Annotated in this window: 17 protein-coding genes; 10 read left to right on the forward strand and 7 right to left on the reverse strand. The window is 45.8% G+C overall.

Annotation, left to right across the window (positions count from 1 at the left end):
* Nucleotides 1-27 precede the first annotated feature (27 nt).
* Entirely contained in the window at nucleotides 28-936 is a 909-nt protein-coding gene (locus RIG68_RS28575) for a Ppx/GppA phosphatase family protein (protein WP_350130419.1), read from the forward strand.
* Nucleotides 937-946: 10 nt separating this feature from the next.
* On the opposite strand, the gene RIG68_RS28580 is transcribed toward RIG68_RS28575, so the two are convergent.
* The 4 genes from RIG68_RS28580 to RIG68_RS28595 form a co-directional block, all read right to left on the reverse strand.
* Nucleotides 947-1327, reverse strand: a complete 381-nt coding sequence (locus RIG68_RS28580; protein ID WP_350130421.1) for a transmembrane 220 family protein — start codon at nucleotides 1325-1327, stop codon at nucleotides 947-949.
* A gap of 2 nt (nucleotides 1328-1329) precedes the next feature.
* On the reverse strand, nucleotides 1330-3714 hold the full coding sequence (locus RIG68_RS28585) for a TonB-dependent receptor (RefSeq protein WP_350130423.1): 2385 nt from the start codon (nucleotides 3712-3714) through the stop codon (nucleotides 1330-1332).
* Nucleotides 3711-4610, reverse strand: a complete 900-nt coding sequence (locus RIG68_RS28590; protein ID WP_350130425.1) for a sugar phosphate isomerase/epimerase family protein — start codon at nucleotides 4608-4610, stop codon at nucleotides 3711-3713. The genes RIG68_RS28585 and RIG68_RS28590 overlap by 4 nt, the downstream gene beginning before the upstream one ends.
* Nucleotides 4611-4763: 153 nt before the next feature.
* Nucleotides 4764-5819: a sugar phosphate isomerase/epimerase family protein gene (locus RIG68_RS28595; RefSeq protein ID WP_350130427.1), complete on the reverse strand. Its 1056-nt coding sequence runs from the start codon at nucleotides 5817-5819 to the stop codon at nucleotides 4764-4766.
* 332 nt (nucleotides 5820-6151) lie between these two features.
* Here RIG68_RS28595 and RIG68_RS28600 point away from each other — a divergent pair, with 332 nt between their 5' ends.
* A complete protein-coding gene (locus tag RIG68_RS28600; protein WP_350130429.1) occupies nucleotides 6152-7258 on the forward strand; it encodes a sensor histidine kinase in 1107 nt (368 codons plus the stop codon).
* A gap of 11 nt (nucleotides 7259-7269) precedes the next feature.
* Nucleotides 7270-7662: a response regulator gene (locus tag RIG68_RS28605; protein WP_350130431.1), complete on the forward strand. Its 393-nt coding sequence runs from the start codon at nucleotides 7270-7272 to the stop codon at nucleotides 7660-7662.
* Between the two features lie 2 nt (nucleotides 7663-7664).
* Here the strand turns inward: RIG68_RS28605 and RIG68_RS28610 are convergent, their stop codons facing one another.
* Entirely contained in the window at nucleotides 7665-8996 is a 1332-nt protein-coding gene (locus RIG68_RS28610; RefSeq protein ID WP_350130433.1) for an amidohydrolase family protein, read from the reverse strand.
* A 164-nt stretch (nucleotides 8997-9160) separates the two neighbouring features.
* Here RIG68_RS28610 and RIG68_RS28615 point away from each other — a divergent pair, with 164 nt between their 5' ends.
* The 7 genes from RIG68_RS28615 (at nucleotide 9161) to RIG68_RS28645 (ending at nucleotide 15401) form a co-directional block, all read left to right on the forward strand.
* On the forward strand, nucleotides 9161-9493 hold the full coding sequence (locus RIG68_RS28615) for a PadR family transcriptional regulator (protein ID WP_350130435.1): 333 nt from the start codon (nucleotides 9161-9163) through the stop codon (nucleotides 9491-9493).
* The gene (locus RIG68_RS28620) at nucleotides 9486-12077 is read left to right on the forward strand and encodes an ABC transporter permease (RefSeq protein WP_350130437.1); all 2592 of its coding nucleotides are present in this window, start codon (nucleotides 9486-9488) and stop codon (nucleotides 12075-12077) included. The genes RIG68_RS28615 and RIG68_RS28620 overlap by 8 nt, the downstream gene beginning before the upstream one ends.
* Nucleotides 12078-12290: 213 nt before the next feature.
* Complete coding sequence (locus tag RIG68_RS28625; protein WP_152000448.1) at nucleotides 12291-12743, forward strand: cold-shock protein; 453 nt, start codon at nucleotides 12291-12293, stop codon at nucleotides 12741-12743.
* A gap of 195 nt (nucleotides 12744-12938) precedes the next feature.
* Nucleotides 12939-13739, forward strand: coding sequence for an RNA polymerase sigma factor (locus RIG68_RS28630; RefSeq protein ID WP_350130439.1), 801 nt, complete (start codon nucleotides 12939-12941; stop codon nucleotides 13737-13739).
* 83 nt (nucleotides 13740-13822) lie between these two features.
* Nucleotides 13823-14323: an SRPBCC family protein gene (locus tag RIG68_RS28635; protein WP_350130441.1), complete on the forward strand. Its 501-nt coding sequence runs from the start codon at nucleotides 13823-13825 to the stop codon at nucleotides 14321-14323.
* Between the two features lie 6 nt (nucleotides 14324-14329).
* Complete coding sequence (locus RIG68_RS28640) at nucleotides 14330-14737, forward strand: DUF6855 family protein (RefSeq protein WP_350130443.1); 408 nt, start codon at nucleotides 14330-14332, stop codon at nucleotides 14735-14737.
* Between the two features lie 94 nt (nucleotides 14738-14831).
* Nucleotides 14832-15401 (forward strand): YdeI/OmpD-associated family protein, encoded by a 570-nt coding sequence (locus RIG68_RS28645; RefSeq protein WP_350130445.1) that lies wholly within the window; start codon nucleotides 14832-14834, stop codon nucleotides 15399-15401.
* An 8-nt stretch (nucleotides 15402-15409) separates the two neighbouring features.
* Here the strand turns inward: RIG68_RS28645 and RIG68_RS28650 are convergent, their stop codons facing one another.
* Nucleotides 15410-16111 carry a head GIN domain-containing protein gene (locus RIG68_RS28650; RefSeq protein WP_350130447.1) on the reverse strand — a complete coding sequence of 234 codons (702 nt, stop codon included), beginning with the start codon at nucleotides 16109-16111 and terminating at the stop codon, nucleotides 15410-15412.
* An 86-nt stretch (nucleotides 16112-16197) separates the two neighbouring features.
* Complete coding sequence (gene argH, locus RIG68_RS28655; protein ID WP_350130449.1) at nucleotides 16198-17535, reverse strand: argininosuccinate lyase; 1338 nt, start codon at nucleotides 17533-17535, stop codon at nucleotides 16198-16200.
* Between the last annotated feature and the right edge of the window lie 21 nt (nucleotides 17536-17556).

A 17556-nucleotide genomic window follows, 5' to 3' on the forward strand; every position in this document is an offset into this window, starting at 1 on the left:
TAATAGTAATTCTTCTAATTTTGCAGCGTGAAACTAGCTGCCGTAGATATTGGCTCCAATGCCATTAGAATGCAGGTCACTAACGTCATCGAATATGACAATGATGTGGTCTTCAAAAAACTTGAGTACATCCGCTTTCCATTGCGTCTTGGTCACGACGTTTTTTCACAAGGGCAAATAAGTGAGAAAACCAGCCTCAAGTTTATTAAGTTGATGAAAGCCTTCAAGCTTTTCATCGACCTGTATGAAGTGGACGATTATATGGCCTGCGCTACATCGGCGATGAGAGAAGCAAGCAATGGTGAAGAACTGAAGAAAAAAGTAAAAGAAGAAACAGGGCTGGAAATAACCATTATTGAAGGAGACACAGAGGCAGAGCTGGTCAACCGGGCAGTCAACACTCACATCACCGATGCTCCTTTTTTACACATCGATGTGGGCGGAGGAAGTACAGAACTGAACGTTTATTTGCAGAGAGAAAAAGTAGCATCAAGGTCGTTCCGTCTGGGTGGGGTTAGGAGACTCGATAAAAAAGACTCACCAGAAGTGTGGAAGGAAATGAAGGCCTGGATTGAGGAGAAAATCCCGACTCATTCACAAAAGATTACGGCGCTTGGCACTGGCGGAAACATATCCAAAATATTTGAGCTGTCGGGCATTAAGAAAGGCAAGAAGCTGAGTTATGAGAAGGCTCAGGAAGTCGTTGAAAGACTATCGCAGCTTACACTGGAGGAGCGCATTTTCAAGCTTCAGCTAAATCATGACCGGGCCGACGTGATTATACCCGCCTCTGAAATCTACCTGGGAGCCATGAAAGCAGCCCACGCCCGATACATCATAGTGCCGGATGTGGGACTGAAAGACGGCGTTATGCACTACCTGTTTGAAAAAAACAGGCACCGCATAGCTCCCTATATTGTGAAATCAGGCTGGTGAATTGGGGCAATCAGGCTTGCTCTTCCTTTTTAGCTCTTGAGCTCCACCAAAGGTAGAACAAGGCGGCTGAGGCAATTAACAAACCACCCAACTCTCTGGTTTGCTCTATGTAGGGCTTATCGTCCATCATGTGCCCCAGCATTTCCGACTTATCGTCCGAAGAGAACCATTCAAGCATGCCAGGGGTAAGCGTAAGCGCCCATATCAGGCATAGCCCCATCAGCGCCACGGTCACATACGGCAATGGCTTCCAAAAACCATGCAACAGGCTCAATCCGGCTACCATGCCGTACAATGTTACCCATCTCTCCGGGTCTGGATCGTTGAACTGCACATAGGTGAATAGCACAAACAGCGCAGCAAGAATTCCGTGAATTACTTTCTTTGTCATGATTAAAAATCTATTCTGTAGACTAATACTGGTATCATTCCTAGTTGGTATTTTAAGATTTGTTTGTTTTGAACCGTATCAAAATAATAATATGACGGGTTTTCAATATTCAGCAGGTTCTGAATATCTATAGCAAACATTTGCGTGTGTCCTTTCTTAAACCTGGTCCACTGCACTCTCATATCGACTCTGAAATAATCACCAAGTCGATTTGCGAAAAAGAGTCCTCCGATTCCATCAGGCCCCTGCTGTAGAAAACTTCCCTGATAAAGCATTCTCGAATTAACCCCAAAAAGTCTTTCAATGCCGTTTTTCTTCGTTGCCATCCATTCCTTTCCAAAAGTGGCATTAACGCTGTATCTACCATCAAAATTAGACGCCCTGTATTTCCCAAATAAATCCTGGTACTCGGAGCGATACATTGAGCCACCCCACCAAATGTAAAACCCGTTCACAATTTGCTGTCGATGCTCCAGACTAACTCCATATATTCTCCCCTTCCCACCTGAAGCAAGCACATCAAGTGGATAAGTACCATCATAATTCATATAGTTGAAGTAGTCATAATACCCATCGTATGAATTTGGGAGGTCATATAAAGACTGGTAAAACGCAGTCGCACCCAAAGTAGCCGAATTACCTATTTTTTGAGTCCAGCCTATTTCGCTTGACCACGATTTGACATATCGAAGACCAGGGTTCCCTCGGTCTGATAAGGCGACTGGCTGTCCTGATGGTTGAAAAGAGGTGGCTGTATAGTAGGCATAGGGTGATAGCACCTGGCTATAAATACCGCTTCTGAAAGAGAAGGAAGTCTTTGGTGTCATTCTTACTTCCAGGTCTGCCCTGGGCTCCAGCAAAAACTCTTTGGTGTAACCAAACCAGGAGGAATTTAAACCGAGATCAAGGTCAACTTTCGAGCCTATGGCAAAGTTACCACTTACAAATGGCTGCAGAAGCAAGCTTTTGATATCTAAGTTAAAATCAGGTTGTGGTATGCCATTAAAAGTTAGATTGGAAGAATCCCATTCAAATCGGTCAATCCCCCACTGGTAGGTAGTTCCCCTTACGCCCGCCTTGGAGGTTATACGATCCCCCCATCTGGTCATTACGCTTGAAGCAAAAGATAGCTTTGCTACCTGTTCGTTGTCCTTAGTAGACAAAGTGAGCGATGGGTCGTTCAATTCATGGGTTATTTGGTCTCTTTCGGTTGTCGTTGAAGAATACACCAAAACATTCCTCCAACTGTTTTTGCCTCCAAGTGTAGCCTCGTGCGTGATACCATAGGCATAAATAGATGAAGCATAGTCGATGTCCGACAATTCTTTATCAACAGTGGCCCTCCCTTTTCGCCTCCGATACACATTACTATTCCATCCGTTTACACCAAACAACGTTACTTTGCCAATAGGCGTTTCCGGCAGCGACACATTGAACGAAAGGTCTTGAAATTTGATCGTTTCTCCTCCAAAGTCGACTCCCATTAAAGCAAGAACGCCAGTAAACGAATAACGGTAATTCACTAAGTAGGAAGCCGAGCCACCCTTTTTAAATGGCCCCTCTGCGGCGAAATCGAGACCTATAAGACTCGCCTGAGCGGTGTACTCCCGTTGTTGGTTATTCCCTCGCCGCAGGTTCATGTCAAAAATACCACCAATGGCATTACCATATCCTGCCGGCATATACCCCATCAGGAAAGAAGATTTGTCGAGCATTTGTGTACTCAGCACGTTCACACCACCACCATTTTGGGTCGGGCGATCACTTATTGTTCCAGCATTGGCCAGGTGATTGGGGTTTACAATCTCTACGCCCTCCAACCTCCAGGTGTTGGCAATGGGTGAGTTCCCCCGGACAGAAACAGCGTTGTTTTGGTCGTTGGTATTCGCCACAGAGGGACTGCTCATTACCACCCTGGCAGGATCGAGGTAGTTGGCAGCAATGCGTTGAAATTGCTCGGCCGTGATGTCAACCTGGCTCATTTGCTCAAACTCCTGAATGTCCGATGCTGCTGATACCTTCACCTCTTCCAATTCCAGGGGCGACTGTTCCAATGCCACATGCACCACATTCTGCTTTCCCGACACTACGAGTAGCTCTCTTACAATATCGGACTTATAACCTGTGTAGGTAATTTGTATGGACTGCCGACCGACGGGCACATCTTTTATCTCAAACTCCCCAAACTCGTTTGTTGACGTGCCCACACCACCCGCCAATGGAAGAAGCGCTACCGAAGCACCTACCAGAGGCTCTTTTGTTGTGTTGTCCACAACTGTTCCTCTAACTGTTTGGGTCAGCTGCCTTGCTGAAACATTCATGCTGACACTCATTACCAATATTGCTATCCCAAGCCAACCCTTCATCGTCTTGTTCAAAGTCTTCAAATCCCCCACTTCATTAAGTTCTTGTAGCTTATTGCAATACTTTCGACAGGAGGCCGCTGACACACATCCTGCTCTACAAAAAAGTATTTCATTCCTGACAGCATAGACTTCTCGAAAATTGCTTTAAAGTCTATCACGCCGTTACCCACTTCGGTAAATTCTTTATCATCGGAATCTGCCATATCCTTCACATGCCACAGCGCAGTTCTTTTTGGGTATTTTTTAAAGAAATGGATAGGACTGTAGCCCGCTCTTGTTGCCCAGTATATATCCAACTCGGCAACAACCAGGTCGTCGTCCGTTCCATCCATAATAACATACATAGGAAGCTGGCCTTCCAGTTCCAGGAATTCAAAATCATGGTTATGGTAGCCAAATTGGATGCCTGCGTTTTTTGCCACTTTGGCTGAAGCGTTCAACAAGTCCGTCAACTTCTTATAGTCATCAATTGACTGCCTCTCTTCGGGAAATAGAAATGCGTTGACCATGTACTTAAGCCCCATAACATTGGCATCTTCCACTGCCTTTTCCCATCCGTTCGATAACGTGCCTTGCCAGGGAGCATTAAAATTACCTGTCAGGTAGTGGCCACTCACCAGTTTCATCCCAAGGTCTTCCACCATCTTCCTCAACTCCGAAGGATTTACTCCAAAGACTTTACCATCAGCATAACCGAAAATCTCAAGGTCTTTGTAGCCTATTTTTGCCACTGACTTAAGTGTACCCTCCAAATCTGCCGACAACTGCTCTCTTAGCGTATACAACTGCAGCCCGTATCTTCTGCCCGGACTAGATGGCGAGCAGCTGGGAAGCAACGCCAACCCCGCCAGCGCCAAGCCTGATGTTTGAATAAATTTCCTTCTTCCACCTGAATGGACTTCTGTAAAATCTCCCATGGTTATTTATTCATCAGCTTAGTCAGATTAATGTCACAGCCCCCAATAGATCTGTACGCTACTTTATAAACAAAAAAATGCAAGGAATGTCTTAGCATCCCTTGCAAATGATCTTTAAAAACCGATGGAGGTTACTGGTAGTAACGTCATAGACTACTTGATACCAAGTATCTTTTTATTGGTCTCGTCGTCCATGCCAGATGAGGCAAAATCATCAAACGCCTTTTCAGTTACTCTGATGATATGGCTCTGAATGAAAGGCGCCCCCTCTTCGGCTCCCTGCTCAGGGCTTTTGATACAGCACTCCCATTCCATCACCGCCCAACCGTCGAAGCCGTACTGCGAAAGTTTAGTGAAAATAGAGCTGAAGTCTACCTGCCCGTCGCCCAGTGAACGGAACCTGCCGGCCCGGTTGATCCACGACTGGAATCCGCTGTATACCCCCTGCTTTCCTGTTGGGTTAAATTCAGCGTCTTTCACATGGAACATCTTGATGCGCTCGTGATAAAAATCGATGTATTGGATATAGTCCAGGTGCTGTAGCACAAAATGGCTTGGGTCGTAGAGCAAATTAGCTCTGGAGTGATTGCCAGTGGCCTCCAGAAACATCTCATACGTTACCCCGTCGTGAAGATCTTCTCCGGGATGAATTTCGTAACAAACGTCTACTCCACACTCGTCAAAGTAGTTCAAAATAGGTTTCCATCTGTTGGCCAGTTCCTTGAAAGCCGCCTCTACCAGGCCAGCCGGACGCTGAGGCCATGGGTATAAATAAGGCCATGCGAGAGCGCCCGAAAATGTGGCGTGAACGTTGATTCCCAGGTTTTGTGAAGCTTTGGCTGCCCACTTCACTTGCTGCACTGCCCACTCCTGTCTTGCCTTTGGGTTTCCATGGTATTCAGCCGGAGCAAACCCGTCAAACATAATATCATAAGCAGGGTGCACAGCTACAAGCTGGCCCTGTAAATGTGTTGAAAGCTCGGTAATTTCAACTCCACAGGCTTTTACCTTCTCTTTTAACTCGTCAGCATAAGTTTTGCTCTCCGCACATTTTTTAAGGTCAATGCAGCGAGGATCCCAGGTAGGAATCTGAACGCCCCTGTAGCCGAGCTTGGCTGCCCATTTGCAAATGCTTTCCAGGTTGTTGAAAGGCGCTGTATCGCCCATGAACTGCGCCAGAAAAATGGCAGGGCCTTTAATGGTATTCATGCTTTTTTTGGTTTTGTAGTTCAAGAAAAAACTTAAGATTCACTCGAATCAATCTGTGAATCGAAATATAGTGAATCTACAGTGGACGAAAAATTAAAAACCTACCCAGTGGCGTTAAAAATTACCAGAATTCATTCCCTTGTCGGCACTTTATTGCCATGCCGGGCAAATAAAGTGGACTCAGGCATTTGTTTGTTTTTGGTAATGATTAAATTGAAAACATAGATTTAATCACTTATCATCATTGCACCTTAAGGAACCTCTTTGCATTCTCGTCAACAGCACTGCATGCATATTATGCTGTTATTTTATTCGTTAAAAAGAAAAAAGTTATGGGAGATGATTTCTTCGGACTATTTACTACAAACAAATGGCCGCCACGGTGGGTTTGTGGCGAGTGGACTTCACTTCACGGATGGTTTTATATATTTTCTGACATATCCATCGGCCTTGCCTATTTTACCATCCCGTTCATTTTGTTCTATTTCATACGAAAGAGAAAAAACAACCTGCCCTTTGTCCAAATATTCTGGCTTTTCATCTTATTCATACTAGCGTGCGGCACCACCCATTTCGTTGACGCAACATTGTTTTGGTTTCCCGCCTATCATCTCAGTGCAGCTGTCCTCTTCATTACCGGAATTATCTCCTGGGTTGCCGTAATTGGTTTAGTTAAGGTGCTCCCAGAAGCTCTCCAATTAAAAACCACTGATGAGCTTGAAGCTACTGTGTTGACGAGAACCGACGAGCTACAGGAGTCTAATAAAAAACTACGAGAAATTAATTCAGATTTGGATAATTTCGTCTACGCCGCTTCCCACGACCTTAAATCGCCAATCAATAATATCGAGGGGCTTATAGCCATGTTGAAGAGCACAGACAAAAAAGATCTAGCGGATGAGGTTTTTCAAAAAATAGAACAATCAGTATCGAAAGTCAGGCACACGATTGATCAGATCTCCTCCGTTGTCAAGATACAGCGAACTGAAGAACAAGATGTTGGCGAGGTGTCTTTCGATAAGGTGCTGGCGGAAGTGTTAGAGGAAAACGTGAACATGGTGGCAACTGCCAAACCGCAGATCATACGAGATTTCGCTATCGACTCGATTCACTTTTCACACACAACATTAAAAAGTATTATGTACAATTTAGTCACCAACGCATTAAAATACCGATCGACAGAAAGAGATCTTGAAATACAACTAAGGACGTTTTCTAAAGAAAATCACACCTATCTCTCAGTGGAGGATAATGGCCTTGGAATAGACCTCAATCAAAACAAGGACAAGCTGTTCTCCATTTTTTCCCGGTTCCACGACCATGTCGAAGGCAGCGGTATAGGACTTTTTATGGTCAAGCGGCTGGTAGAAAAAAGAGGTGGTAATATTAGTGTCGCTAGTGAAGAGAATAAGGGAACAACTTTCACAGTCAAATTTTAAAGCTTCTAACTATGCCAGTTAACAGAATAATCCTGGTCGATGATGACGAAATAAGCAATTTTCTTAGCATTTCATTGATTAGAAAAATTGATCCTGAAATAGAAATAATTCCATTCAGAAACGGCAAAGAGGCGCTCGACTACCTTAAAAATGAAGGCCTTTCAAAAAGAAAATCAAATTTGATTCTTCTTGATATAAGAATGCCTGTAATGAATGGCTTCGAGTTTCTGGAAGAGATACATAATTCCGATCTCAAAATAAAAGACTTCATGAGGGTGGTCATTCTTTCGTCATCCGATAACCCCAGAGACCTTGAGAGGGCAAAAAGCTTTGAGGTATTGGGTTATATCAACAAGCCTTTGAAGGAGGAATCGATAAGTACCTACCTAAGCTTGACTGGTTGAAGCTACTTCACCCTTTGCCCTCTCTTCACCACCAAATCAACGTCCTGTAGCAGGTTGATATACTTTAGCACATCGCCTTTAACAGCAATAATATCGGCGTACTTTCCTTCGCTCACTGTTCCTACCTGCTTGTCTACTCCCATAATGACCGACGGCCAGTAGGTAGCTCCTTTGATGGCCAGCAGCGGATCAACCCCCAACTCTCTCACCCATATATCGAGTTCGTTCCAGGTACTTTGGCTATGAAATTTCATAGGAATACCACTGTCGGTACCCACCAGCATCACCACACCAGCCTCCTGCAATTGTCTGAACTTTTTCTCCAAAGTTGGCTTCCTAATCGGAGTCAACTGAAAGTACGGAAGCCGGCCAGGGTATTCTATCGATGCCTTTATGTCAGCAATAACCGTATCGGGAAGACCAAGGTGCCAGGAGTCGTTGTCCAGCTTTTCAGGGTGGTCACGCAAGTACTCATAATTCCAAAGGCCTTCGATGGTCGGCGTCCAAAATAGCGGCCCGGCGCTCATATTGGCGGTTCGTTCTTTAAGCGCTTCCATAATGTCGGCCGGATATTCAGGTGCTGAAGAGAGCCCTGTGTGCTCAAAGCAATCGACACCAGCTTTGAGACCGATCCTTATCTCTTCTGGCCTGTGCGAATGGGCTACCACAGTCAAATTGTGCTTGTGCGCCTCATCCACAATCGCCTTTACTTCAGCAAAGGTCATTTGATCCTGGTCTATCAGTTTGATGCAGTCCACACCTGCCTTGGCCAGCTTCTGCACCTTCTCTCTGGCATCCTTCTCACCGCTCACCCCCCAACGAAACTGCTCCGTTCCGGGATAGGGTGCATGCTGCAAAAATGGGCCTGACATATACATGGTGGGCCCGGTAATTTTTCCGCTGTTAATCGCATCCCGCACAGCAAGGCTTTCTTCAAGCGGGCCTCCCAGGTCTCTGGCACTTGTAACACCCGCCATCAGCAGTTGGTGAGCAGAGGCTGGCATGATCACATCTTTGAATAATGGAGGGTATGTCTTGTCCCAATAAGCATAATCCGAGTGGCCATTGATCATTAAATGCACATGCATGTCCCATAGGCCTGGCAGCACACTCATACCTTCAGTAGAAATGACTTCAGCATCGGGTGGTATCTCCAGGCTGCCCACCGTTCCAACAGCTTTGATCTTCTCGCCCTCTATTATGATGACGCTGTTTTGTATGGGCGTGCCTCCAAAACCATCAATGAGTGTGCCACCCACAAGGGCTTTGAGGGATTGGGCTTTTAATGAGAAAGCAGAAATAAGAAGCAAAAAACAAACGGAAAGCCTTTTCATAACGATGAATTTTACAACTAGTATAGCGAAAGTTCCGCTAGATATGAAAGCTATTTTTTCTAATCCTAAACATGGCAAGAACAATGGGTCAATAAACTTTACTCTTATTTCATTGACATTTAAGAATCTAATCATTTTATTTGGTTTACATTTACGATTGAAATATGAAAGGAACATACCTTGGTGAGTTTGAGGAACTCGTACTATTGACAGTGGCGATTTTGAATGGTGACGCTTACGGCATCACTGTGATGGATGAAATTGAAAAAAACATTGACCGCAAGGTGACGGTAAGCACCGTGCACACCGCTCTTTACAGGTTAGAAGAAAAAGGCTTTGTCGAGTCGTACTTTGGTGGAGCTACACAAGAGCGGGGTGGCAGGAAGAAGAGACTGTACAAAGTGACCGCTTCGGGGGAGCGGAGCCTGGCCGAAGTGAAAGAACAAAGAGAGAAGCTCTGGAGCCTGATGCCCAACTTAAAACTCAACTATGAATAATACCCCGCCACGGTGGGCAGTGAAACTACTGCGCTGGTACTGTTCCGCTCGTTTCATCGACGAGCTCGAAGGGGACTTATGCGAGCTCTACGATAGAAACCTGGCCCAATATGGCAAACGAAAAGCAGCGCAGCTTTTCATTTTTGGTGTACTGGGGTCAGTCAGGCTCTATCGGATAAAAAAACTCAAAGGACTAAACATCAACATTATGCTCATCAATCATTTCAAAATAGCTTTCCGCCATTCACTCCGGCACAGGGTATTTACGGCAGTAAACTTGCTCAGCCTCTTCTTCGGCATCGCTTCCGTTTTTTACATTGGGTTGTACATTAAGAATGAAACCAGTTATGATCTGTTTCATGAAAAGAAAGACATACTCTACCGGGTGTTGAGAACCGACCCCGTCGACCCTCCCACAGCCGCACTCTCCTCTCAATTTGGCAAGGTGCTTAGCAGTGAGTTTCCGGGTATCAAAGTCTGCAGCATGGGAAGTGATCCTGTAAAAATTGGTGATGCCGACCCAATACTTGTTGAAGATTTCTATTGGACCGACTCTACGTTCTTTGACCTCTTTTCGTTCAAACTGATCCACGGCGACCCAAAAACTGCTTTATCAGATCCCAGCGGGCTTGTGCTTACTCAAAGCCTGAGTCAAAAGCTTTTTGGTGCGGAGAACCCATTGAATAAAGTCGTAAAAGTGAAGATCTATGACAGCAATGAAGAGTTGAACATAAAAGTGACTGGCGTGGTAGCCGATCCCCCACAGCACTCACACATCCAGTTTTCTGGACTCGGCTCGATGGCCGTTGCTGAGAAAATGTACGCCTCCCTGGCTTCTCATTGGGGGTTTAGCTGGGTGAGAACCTATGCCCTCATTCCTGATTTGGCACATTCGGGCATCAGGGAACAGACGCCGGCTATTATTGAGAAATACCTTGGCAAAGACATGGTGGAGAGGCTGGGGATGGACTTTCAGCCGATGCAAGACGTTTATCTTCATAGCAAAAATATGGGTGGAAATGAGCTCGCCGGAGACATTGGCAATATCATTATTTTCTCCACCATAGGTTTCTTCATTTTACTCATAGCTGTGCTCAACTACGTCAACCTTTCCACGGCAAGAGCACTCTCCAGAGCCAAAGAGATTGGGTTAAGAAAAACCATCGGTGCCGGGCGTGCAGACTTGATCACCCAAATCCTCGTTGAATCGGTTTTTTACACATTGGTGGCATCGACATTTGCCATCGCCTTGATCATACTTGCGCTCCCGTTTCTCAACAGTTGGATGAGTCTCCAACTATCCGCCTCTGTTTTTGGGCTGAGGGAAGTGATTTGGTCAGCAATTGGGATAGTAACCATTGGAGCCTTTTCCGGGTGCTACCCTGCTTTTGTGCTCACAAAGTATTCGCCAGTGGCTGCTCTCAGCGGGCATACCTCAGGCAAAACAAGCAGCCTGCCAAGAAAGGTCTTGATCACTATTCAGTATTGCATCACTATTTTCCTTATAACGGGCAGTGTTGTTGTTTACCTTCAGTTTCAATACATGAAGACGTTCGACCTGGGGTTTGACCAGAAGCAATTGATCAACGTGGCAGTGAATGATCGTGGGCTGCAGCAAAGAATAGATGTACTCAAGGAATCGTTCAAAAATATCCCGGGTGTTTACAAGGCGGCAACCTCGGGAGAGCCCCTGCCTGCAAGAATGCAAAACACCTGGGGATTTTACTGGCAGGGAGCCGAGCCTGACACAGAAAGGGGCATCGACATTGTGGGGGTCGACAAAGACTATTTCGATGTCGTTGGCCTTCACCTGACCGAAGGCGCTACCTTTACGTTGCCCTTCGAGGCCGATTCAGGCAGGTCGGTAGTCATCAATGAAAAAGCCAGGGATTTCATGGGTAAAATATCAGCTCTCAATGAGGTGGTGGAGATTGGCGGCAAAAACAGAAAAATAATCGGCGTGGTTGAAGATCATCATTACACATCGCTTCACAGTACCATTGCTCCTGTGGCCTACATGGTCTACGGGCCGGGTTACAGGGTAAGCCCCGACAATGTGTTGATGAGGGTAACGATGGGAAATTTACCCGGGCTTATGGAACAGCTAGAAACTACCTGGAAAGAGTTTTCTACCGATCCTTTCGAGATGGCCTTTGTTGACGATGCTTTCGCCAGTACCTACGCATCTGAGCAGCAATTCTTCCGGGTCGTAAGTGCATTCACGGCCGTTGCTATCATCATTGCCCTCTGCGGAGTATTTGGTCTCATTATCTTCCTGGCTGAAAGCAGAACCAAGGAAATAAGTATTCGAAAAGTTCTTGGCGCCTCGGTTTTCCAGCTCACCTACATGCTATCTTCAGACTTTGCCAAATTGTTTGCCGTGGCAGTTCTCATCGCAGGGCCAGCGGTATATTGGTTTACCGACAACTGGCTTTCTGACTATCCTTTACACATCGATCTGAGTGTTGAGGTGGTGGCCATTTCTGCTGTTTGCTGCCTTATCATTTCAATCTTCATCGTGTTAACGCAGGTATTCCGGCTGACTGCCATCAACCCCGCCAGGACCCTCAAATCGGAGTCGTAAGCGGCATCTTAACCAGTCTACAGATAAACCCTGCCAATTAGGCGGGGTTCATTTCTTTTATCACTACCTTTGCAAAAGCCACACATCTGTGGTTGCTGGATTGCTTTCCCGGGCTCTTCTTCTTTCGCTGCGATCTACATTCGAGTTGCAAAACGCCGAAAATCGCCGCTCGGGTTGTTTCAGGTAATTTCAACTAAAACCAAAATACTTATAATGGGTAAATCGCAAGAAACGTTTAACAAGAAAGAGAAAGAAAAGAAAAAGTTAAAGAAGAGGAAGGAAAAAGAAGAAAAGAAAGAAGAAAGAAAAGCCAACTCATCTAAAGGCCAAAGCCTGGAAGATATGCTGATGTATATCGACGAAGATGGTAATTTTACTTCCACCCCACCCGACCCAAAGAAAAAGAAAGTCACTAAAGCCGGCGATATAGAAATTGGAGTTCCCAAACATTCCAACGAGCCTATAGACCCTACCAGAACAGGTATCGTCACGTTCTTCAATGAATCTAAAGGATACGGATTTATCAAAGACCTGGAATCTCAACAAAGCGTTTTTGTGCATGCCAAAGGCTTAATGGAGCCTATCAAAGAAGACAATAAAGTCACTTTCGAAACAGAAATGACTCCAAAAGGAGCGAATGCCATCAACGTTAAGTTGGTGAAATAATCGATAAACCTCTAGCGGTAGCCCATCATCCTCCCCAAAAAGGAGGATGATCCACTACCATCATCGCTCCAATCCTCGCAGGCAGCATCTAAAGCTCCCCGCCCCGACAAGAAACGTCCTTTGCTTTCTGTGCCATAAGTTATTGAGGAATCTGAGTTGTTTATAGTTTTGTAAAACATCCTCAAGCCATACATCATGTATACGGAGCCGCAGTTAAACACTGAGTTCGAAAAAGAAAGACCAAAACTAAAATCGTTTCTTTTGAGAATGACCGCCAGTGTGGAAGACACGGAAGATTTGGTACAGGAAACCTATATCAAAGCACATCAGAAGCTTTCCTCTTTCGAAGGAAAATCCAGTCTCAAAACATGGCTTTTCGCTATTGCCAGCAACCTGGCCAAAGACCTGCTGAGGTCTAAAAAACGATGGCCTGAGACAGTCACAGACATTTGCAGGGAGGCTGCGCTCGGAAACAGAGACTTTCTGCAAAACATGATGCAGGTGAGAATGACCTCGCAGCAAGGCAACTTCGAAATCAAAGAGCACATTGCCTTCTGCTTTGCATGCATAGGCAAGTCACTCCCTATAGAGCAACAACTTGCCCTGCTGCTGAAGGAAGTATATCAGTTTAAAGTACAGGAAGTTGCAGAGATTCTCTCGGTGTCTGAGGCCATGGCCAAATACTACCTGCATGAGGCCCGCAGTAAAATGATTTCCATTTTTGATAAAAAATGCGCACTCATCAACAAAGAAGGGGCTTGCCACCAGTGTACAGAGTTGAATGGTATTTTCAACCCGAAGCAAAAAGCACAGGAAGAGGTGATGAAGATTGACATGGCCCGTATGGCTCAAAGCAAAGACAAAGAAGAGCTTTTCGACATGAGAACAAAAATCTTGCAAAATCTTGATCCATTTAACTCCGGCGCCTCTGAGTTACAACTCCTTCATTTACAGCATAATAAAAAAGTTATGGATAATTATTTGAAAGAAACCTGACCTGTAGCCTATCGTTTTGAGTTGCTCATTCGTCCAAAGGATAACAAAAACGAATGACGCATCTTATTAAAACAATGCTATTTATGACGGCTACAACAGCACTTCAATCACATGCACAAAATGGAAAAGCAATAGCAGTTTCCAATACTTTTAAACGAACAACTTGTGTAAGTATCAATATCCAGGCTCCCAACGAAGTGGTTTGGGCGCTGCTCACCAATGCCGCCGACTTCCCCCGATGGAATTCCACCATTGTCTCGATGCACGGCGAAATCAAAAAAGGTGGAAAGGTGAAGTTGAAGTCAACGCTTGACTCAAAACGCACTTTTAAGCTAAAGGTCACAGCGTTTGAACCTGAGAGGAAAATGATATGGGCCGATGGAATGGCTCCATTCTTTAAAGGCACACGCACTTATCTTCTCTCCCCCACGGGCGACGGACGTGTTAACTTCACCATGGAGGAAACCATGAGCGGGCTGATGTTTCCTCTGGCAGCGAAAAGCATTCCCGACTTTAAGGAATCGTTCGAACAATATGCGGCAGATCTAAAGAAAGAAGCAGAAATTATCTCAACCATAAAATGACCTATTATGACTACTGACAAAGGAACCAAAGAAAATCCATGGAAGCTGAAGACTCCACCCTTGACGTCGGACTACGAAATGCACAAAGACGTGAAGGACGGTAAGGAAATTCTTGTGTGCACAGTCGGAAAAACTGTGTTGCACTATGATTTCAGGTGCATCAAAGACCTCCATGAAATGCTCAAAAAGCACGGCGACTGGATGGACTTAGGCTCGGCCGATGAGCAAAAGCCTGCCAAAGATGGCACAGTTGAAGCCTGGGGCAGGTCTTCTGAAAACCCTGTGGGCGGATGGTATGGGTTAAAAAAAGGATTAAGGGGACGGTTTGGTATGTACCTGCCGCCTTTGATGGAAGCTCTTGGATTGGCTGAAGTTGAGCACAATCCCAGAAACAACAGAATGAGGGCCGTGTAAGAAGAACCATCTTACGGGATGCCGGGCGCATTCTCCCATGACTTTATTTGCTTGATCAGTATCGCTAAATTGCATCACCAAATAAAGTATGTAAATGTCACCCACCTTTTTCCCAACCCCATCGGATTTTCGAAAATGGCTAGAAAAAAACCACCAACAGGAAACTGAGCTTCTGGTGGGCTTTTACAAGAAAGCATCAGGCAAGCCGAGCATTACCTGGCCAGAGTCAGTTGATCAGGCGCTTTGCTTTGGCTGGATAGATGGCATAAGAAGGTCGATAGACGAAGAGAGATACTCGATTCGGTTCACACCCAGAAAACCGAAGAGCATCTGGAGTGCAGTGAATATCAAAAAGGTTGCAGAGCTTACAAAACTGGGATTAATGCTGCCAGCAGGTCTTGAAATATTTAGCAAAAGAGAAGAAAAATGGTCAGAGGGTTATTCCTTTGAGCAGAATAATATTGCACTAGGAAAGGAGTATGAAGCCATTTTTGAAGCAAACCAAATGGCCAGGCAGAATTTCAACAACATGGCTCCTTCTTATAAAAAACCAGCCATTTGGTGGGTGATTAGTGCCAAGCAGGAAGTCACACGAAGGAAAAGGCTGGCGACGTTAATTGAGGATTCAGCTGCCAACATAAAGGTCAAGCACCTAAGAAGGTAGGATAAACTTCAATTCCTTCTCTTTACATCCCCGCCACCCTTCTGCACCACATACACTTTGTCAGGTGTGCCTCTGTAAGAAATATCAGCACCGCCGTGAACTTCTGCTGACAATTCGTCTACGAAAGATATGTGTATGTCGGCTCCGCCTCCGGCTTGGAGCTCCGCCCTTTTCACCTTCAAATCATGAGCGTTGATGTCGCTGCCACCAGATGCATCAGCCTTAAAGAAATCGGTTTCTCCACTGAGAATAATATCGGCTCCACCTGAAGAGTTGGCAACAAGCTTCTTCGCTGCTACTGCCATTCGAATATCGCTTCCTCCAGTGGCTATGAGTTCTATGGCGTCCAATCTAAAAACGCCTTCTCCATACACATCAGAGCCTCCTCTGCTCTTTATTCCGGCTATTGCAGGCATAGTAATATACACCCGGCCCTTGCGGTTTCGCCCATCTTTCAGCCTTTTGTCTGAATAGTAGATATACAAAACATCCTCCACAACCTCTGTCATAAGGTATTTCATCTCTTGCAAGGTGCCCTCAACAAGTGTGGTGGTAGAGTCATTCTGCTTGATATACACATCAATGCCTCCCTTGGCATAAATGGCGCTAAACGGTCTCAAATCCCGGCGCTCACTTACCATAGCATTTTGAGCGTAGCCAGCGGAAACCAGAGAAACAGAAAGAAGGAGGAATAAACCTATCGATTTCATTGTACTTGCTTTCTATTAAAGTACCATGAACTATTGAAAGGTTTCCGCAAAGCTGATAATGCGCCGGTGAACATTAGCGCCAGAGACTACTGCCCGTTCTTAAGGGAGTCCAATGCCGAATGAACTTTATCAAAGTTGAAAGCAGCTACCCGCTCTTCCATCATGGCCTTGATTCTTTCGTTGCCTAAACTGCCGACTGACCCCAGGTGAGTGTGCTTGATGTTCCGGTTGGGCTTGTAGGTGCCTGCACCTATTTCCCTGGCCACCTCACGATAGGCCTCCCGAAACGGCACACCAGCTTGCACCAATTCATTTACCTTTTCCACCGTGAACAGGTAATCGTACTCCGGCTTGGCTACCAAATCCGTTTTGACCTTCACATTAGACACCATAAGGTGCGTCATCGCCAGGCAGTCCTTCACTTTTTGAATGGATGGCATCAGGTACTCTTTCAGCACCTGAAAATCACGGTGATAACCAGACGGCAGGTTCCCGGTAACCTGCTGAACCACCGTTGGAGTCGCAGACACTTCGTTGCATTTGGCCCGGATCAGCTCCCACACATCAGGGTTCTTCTTGTGGGGCATGATACTGGAGCCGGTTGTTAGCTCATCGGGGTATGACAGAAAGCCATAGTTTTGGCTCATGTACAAGCAGTTGTCATAGGCCAGCTTAGCGAGCGACTGTGCCACCCCTGCCAGTGAGTAGAGTGTAGAGCGCTCAAGCTTTCCACGGGTCATTTGGGCATAAACCACGTTCACATTGGGAGCATCGAAACCCAACAGCCTGGTTGTAAGGTCTCTGTCCAAAGGAAAGGAAGAACCATAGCCCGCACCAGAACCAAGTGGGTTTTTGTTAGCCTGCTTGTAAGCCCCCAACAGCAGTTCAAGGTCGTCGGTAAGCGACTCAGCATAAGCCCCAAGCCACAAACCCACTGAAGATGGCATGGCCACCTGAAAATGGGTATAACCAGGCAGAAGCACTTCTTTGTATGCCTCACTTTTTTCACCCAGAAGCCTGACCAGCTGCTCAATAAGCCGGACAATCTCCTCAATTTCAGCTCTCACATACATTTTCAAATCCACCAGCACCTGGTCGTTTCTTGAGCGCCCAGTATGGATCTTTTTGCCAAGATCGCCGAGCATTTCGGTGAGCCGAAATTCAACTTCAGAATGGATGTCTTCAGTGTCGGGCGCAATAGAGAAAGTGCCCGCTTCCACTTCAGCCAACAATTTCAGCAGCCCATTGTGCAGCTCTTTTGACTCGCCTTCCGTAAGAATGCCAATAGATTGCAACATCCTGCTGTGGGCCATGTTGCCATAAATATCGAAAGCTGCCAGCTGCATGTCCAGCACCTGATCGTTGCCGACAGTGAACTGATGCACTGCCTGGTTGGTGGTTATATTCTTATCCCAAAGTTTCATTTCGTACGATAAAACACCTGG

Origin of the sequence: Imperialibacter sp. (assembly GCF_040222385.1) — a bacterium.
GTDB lineage: Bacteria > Bacteroidota > Bacteroidia > Cytophagales > Cyclobacteriaceae > Imperialibacter.

Bases quoted from the DNA above. Each gene is read 5' to 3' on its own strand.
- RIG68_RS28595 (WP_350130427.1), bottom strand. From the start codon at position 5,819: ATGAATACCATTAAAGGCCCTGCCATTTTTCTGGCGCAGTTCATGGGC.
- RIG68_RS28630 (WP_350130439.1), top strand. From the start codon at position 12,939: ATGTATACGGAGCCGCAGTTAAACACTGAGTTCGAAAAAGAAAGACCA.
- RIG68_RS28625 (WP_152000448.1), top strand. From the start codon at position 12,291: ATGGGTAAATCGCAAGAAACGTTTAACAAGAAAGAGAAAGAAAAGAAA.
- RIG68_RS28600 (WP_350130429.1), top strand. From the start codon at position 6,152: ATGGGAGATGATTTCTTCGGACTATTTACTACAAACAAATGGCCGCCA.
- RIG68_RS28590 (WP_350130425.1), bottom strand. From the start codon at position 4,610: ATGGGAGATTTTACAGAAGTCCATTCAGGTGGAAGAAGGAAATTTATT.
- RIG68_RS28640 (WP_350130443.1), top strand. From the start codon at position 14,330: ATGACTACTGACAAAGGAACCAAAGAAAATCCATGGAAGCTGAAGACT.
- RIG68_RS28580 (WP_350130421.1), bottom strand. From the start codon at position 1,327: ATGACAAAGAAAGTAATTCACGGAATTCTTGCTGCGCTGTTTGTGCTA.
- RIG68_RS28620 (WP_350130437.1), top strand. From the start codon at position 9,486: ATGAATAATACCCCGCCACGGTGGGCAGTGAAACTACTGCGCTGGTAC.
- argH (WP_350130449.1), bottom strand. From the start codon at position 17,535: ATGAAACTTTGGGATAAGAATATAACCACCAACCAGGCAGTGCATCAG.
- RIG68_RS28635 (WP_350130441.1), top strand. From the start codon at position 13,823: ATGACGGCTACAACAGCACTTCAATCACATGCACAAAATGGAAAAGCA.
- RIG68_RS28605 (WP_350130431.1), top strand. From the start codon at position 7,270: ATGCCAGTTAACAGAATAATCCTGGTCGATGATGACGAAATAAGCAAT.
- RIG68_RS28615 (WP_350130435.1), top strand. From the start codon at position 9,161: ATGAAAGGAACATACCTTGGTGAGTTTGAGGAACTCGTACTATTGACA.
- RIG68_RS28650 (WP_350130447.1), bottom strand. From the start codon at position 16,111: ATGAAATCGATAGGTTTATTCCTCCTTCTTTCTGTTTCTCTGGTTTCC.
- RIG68_RS28645 (WP_350130445.1), top strand. From the start codon at position 14,832: ATGTCACCCACCTTTTTCCCAACCCCATCGGATTTTCGAAAATGGCTA.
- RIG68_RS28610 (WP_350130433.1), bottom strand. From the start codon at position 8,996: ATGAAAAGGCTTTCCGTTTGTTTTTTGCTTCTTATTTCTGCTTTCTCA.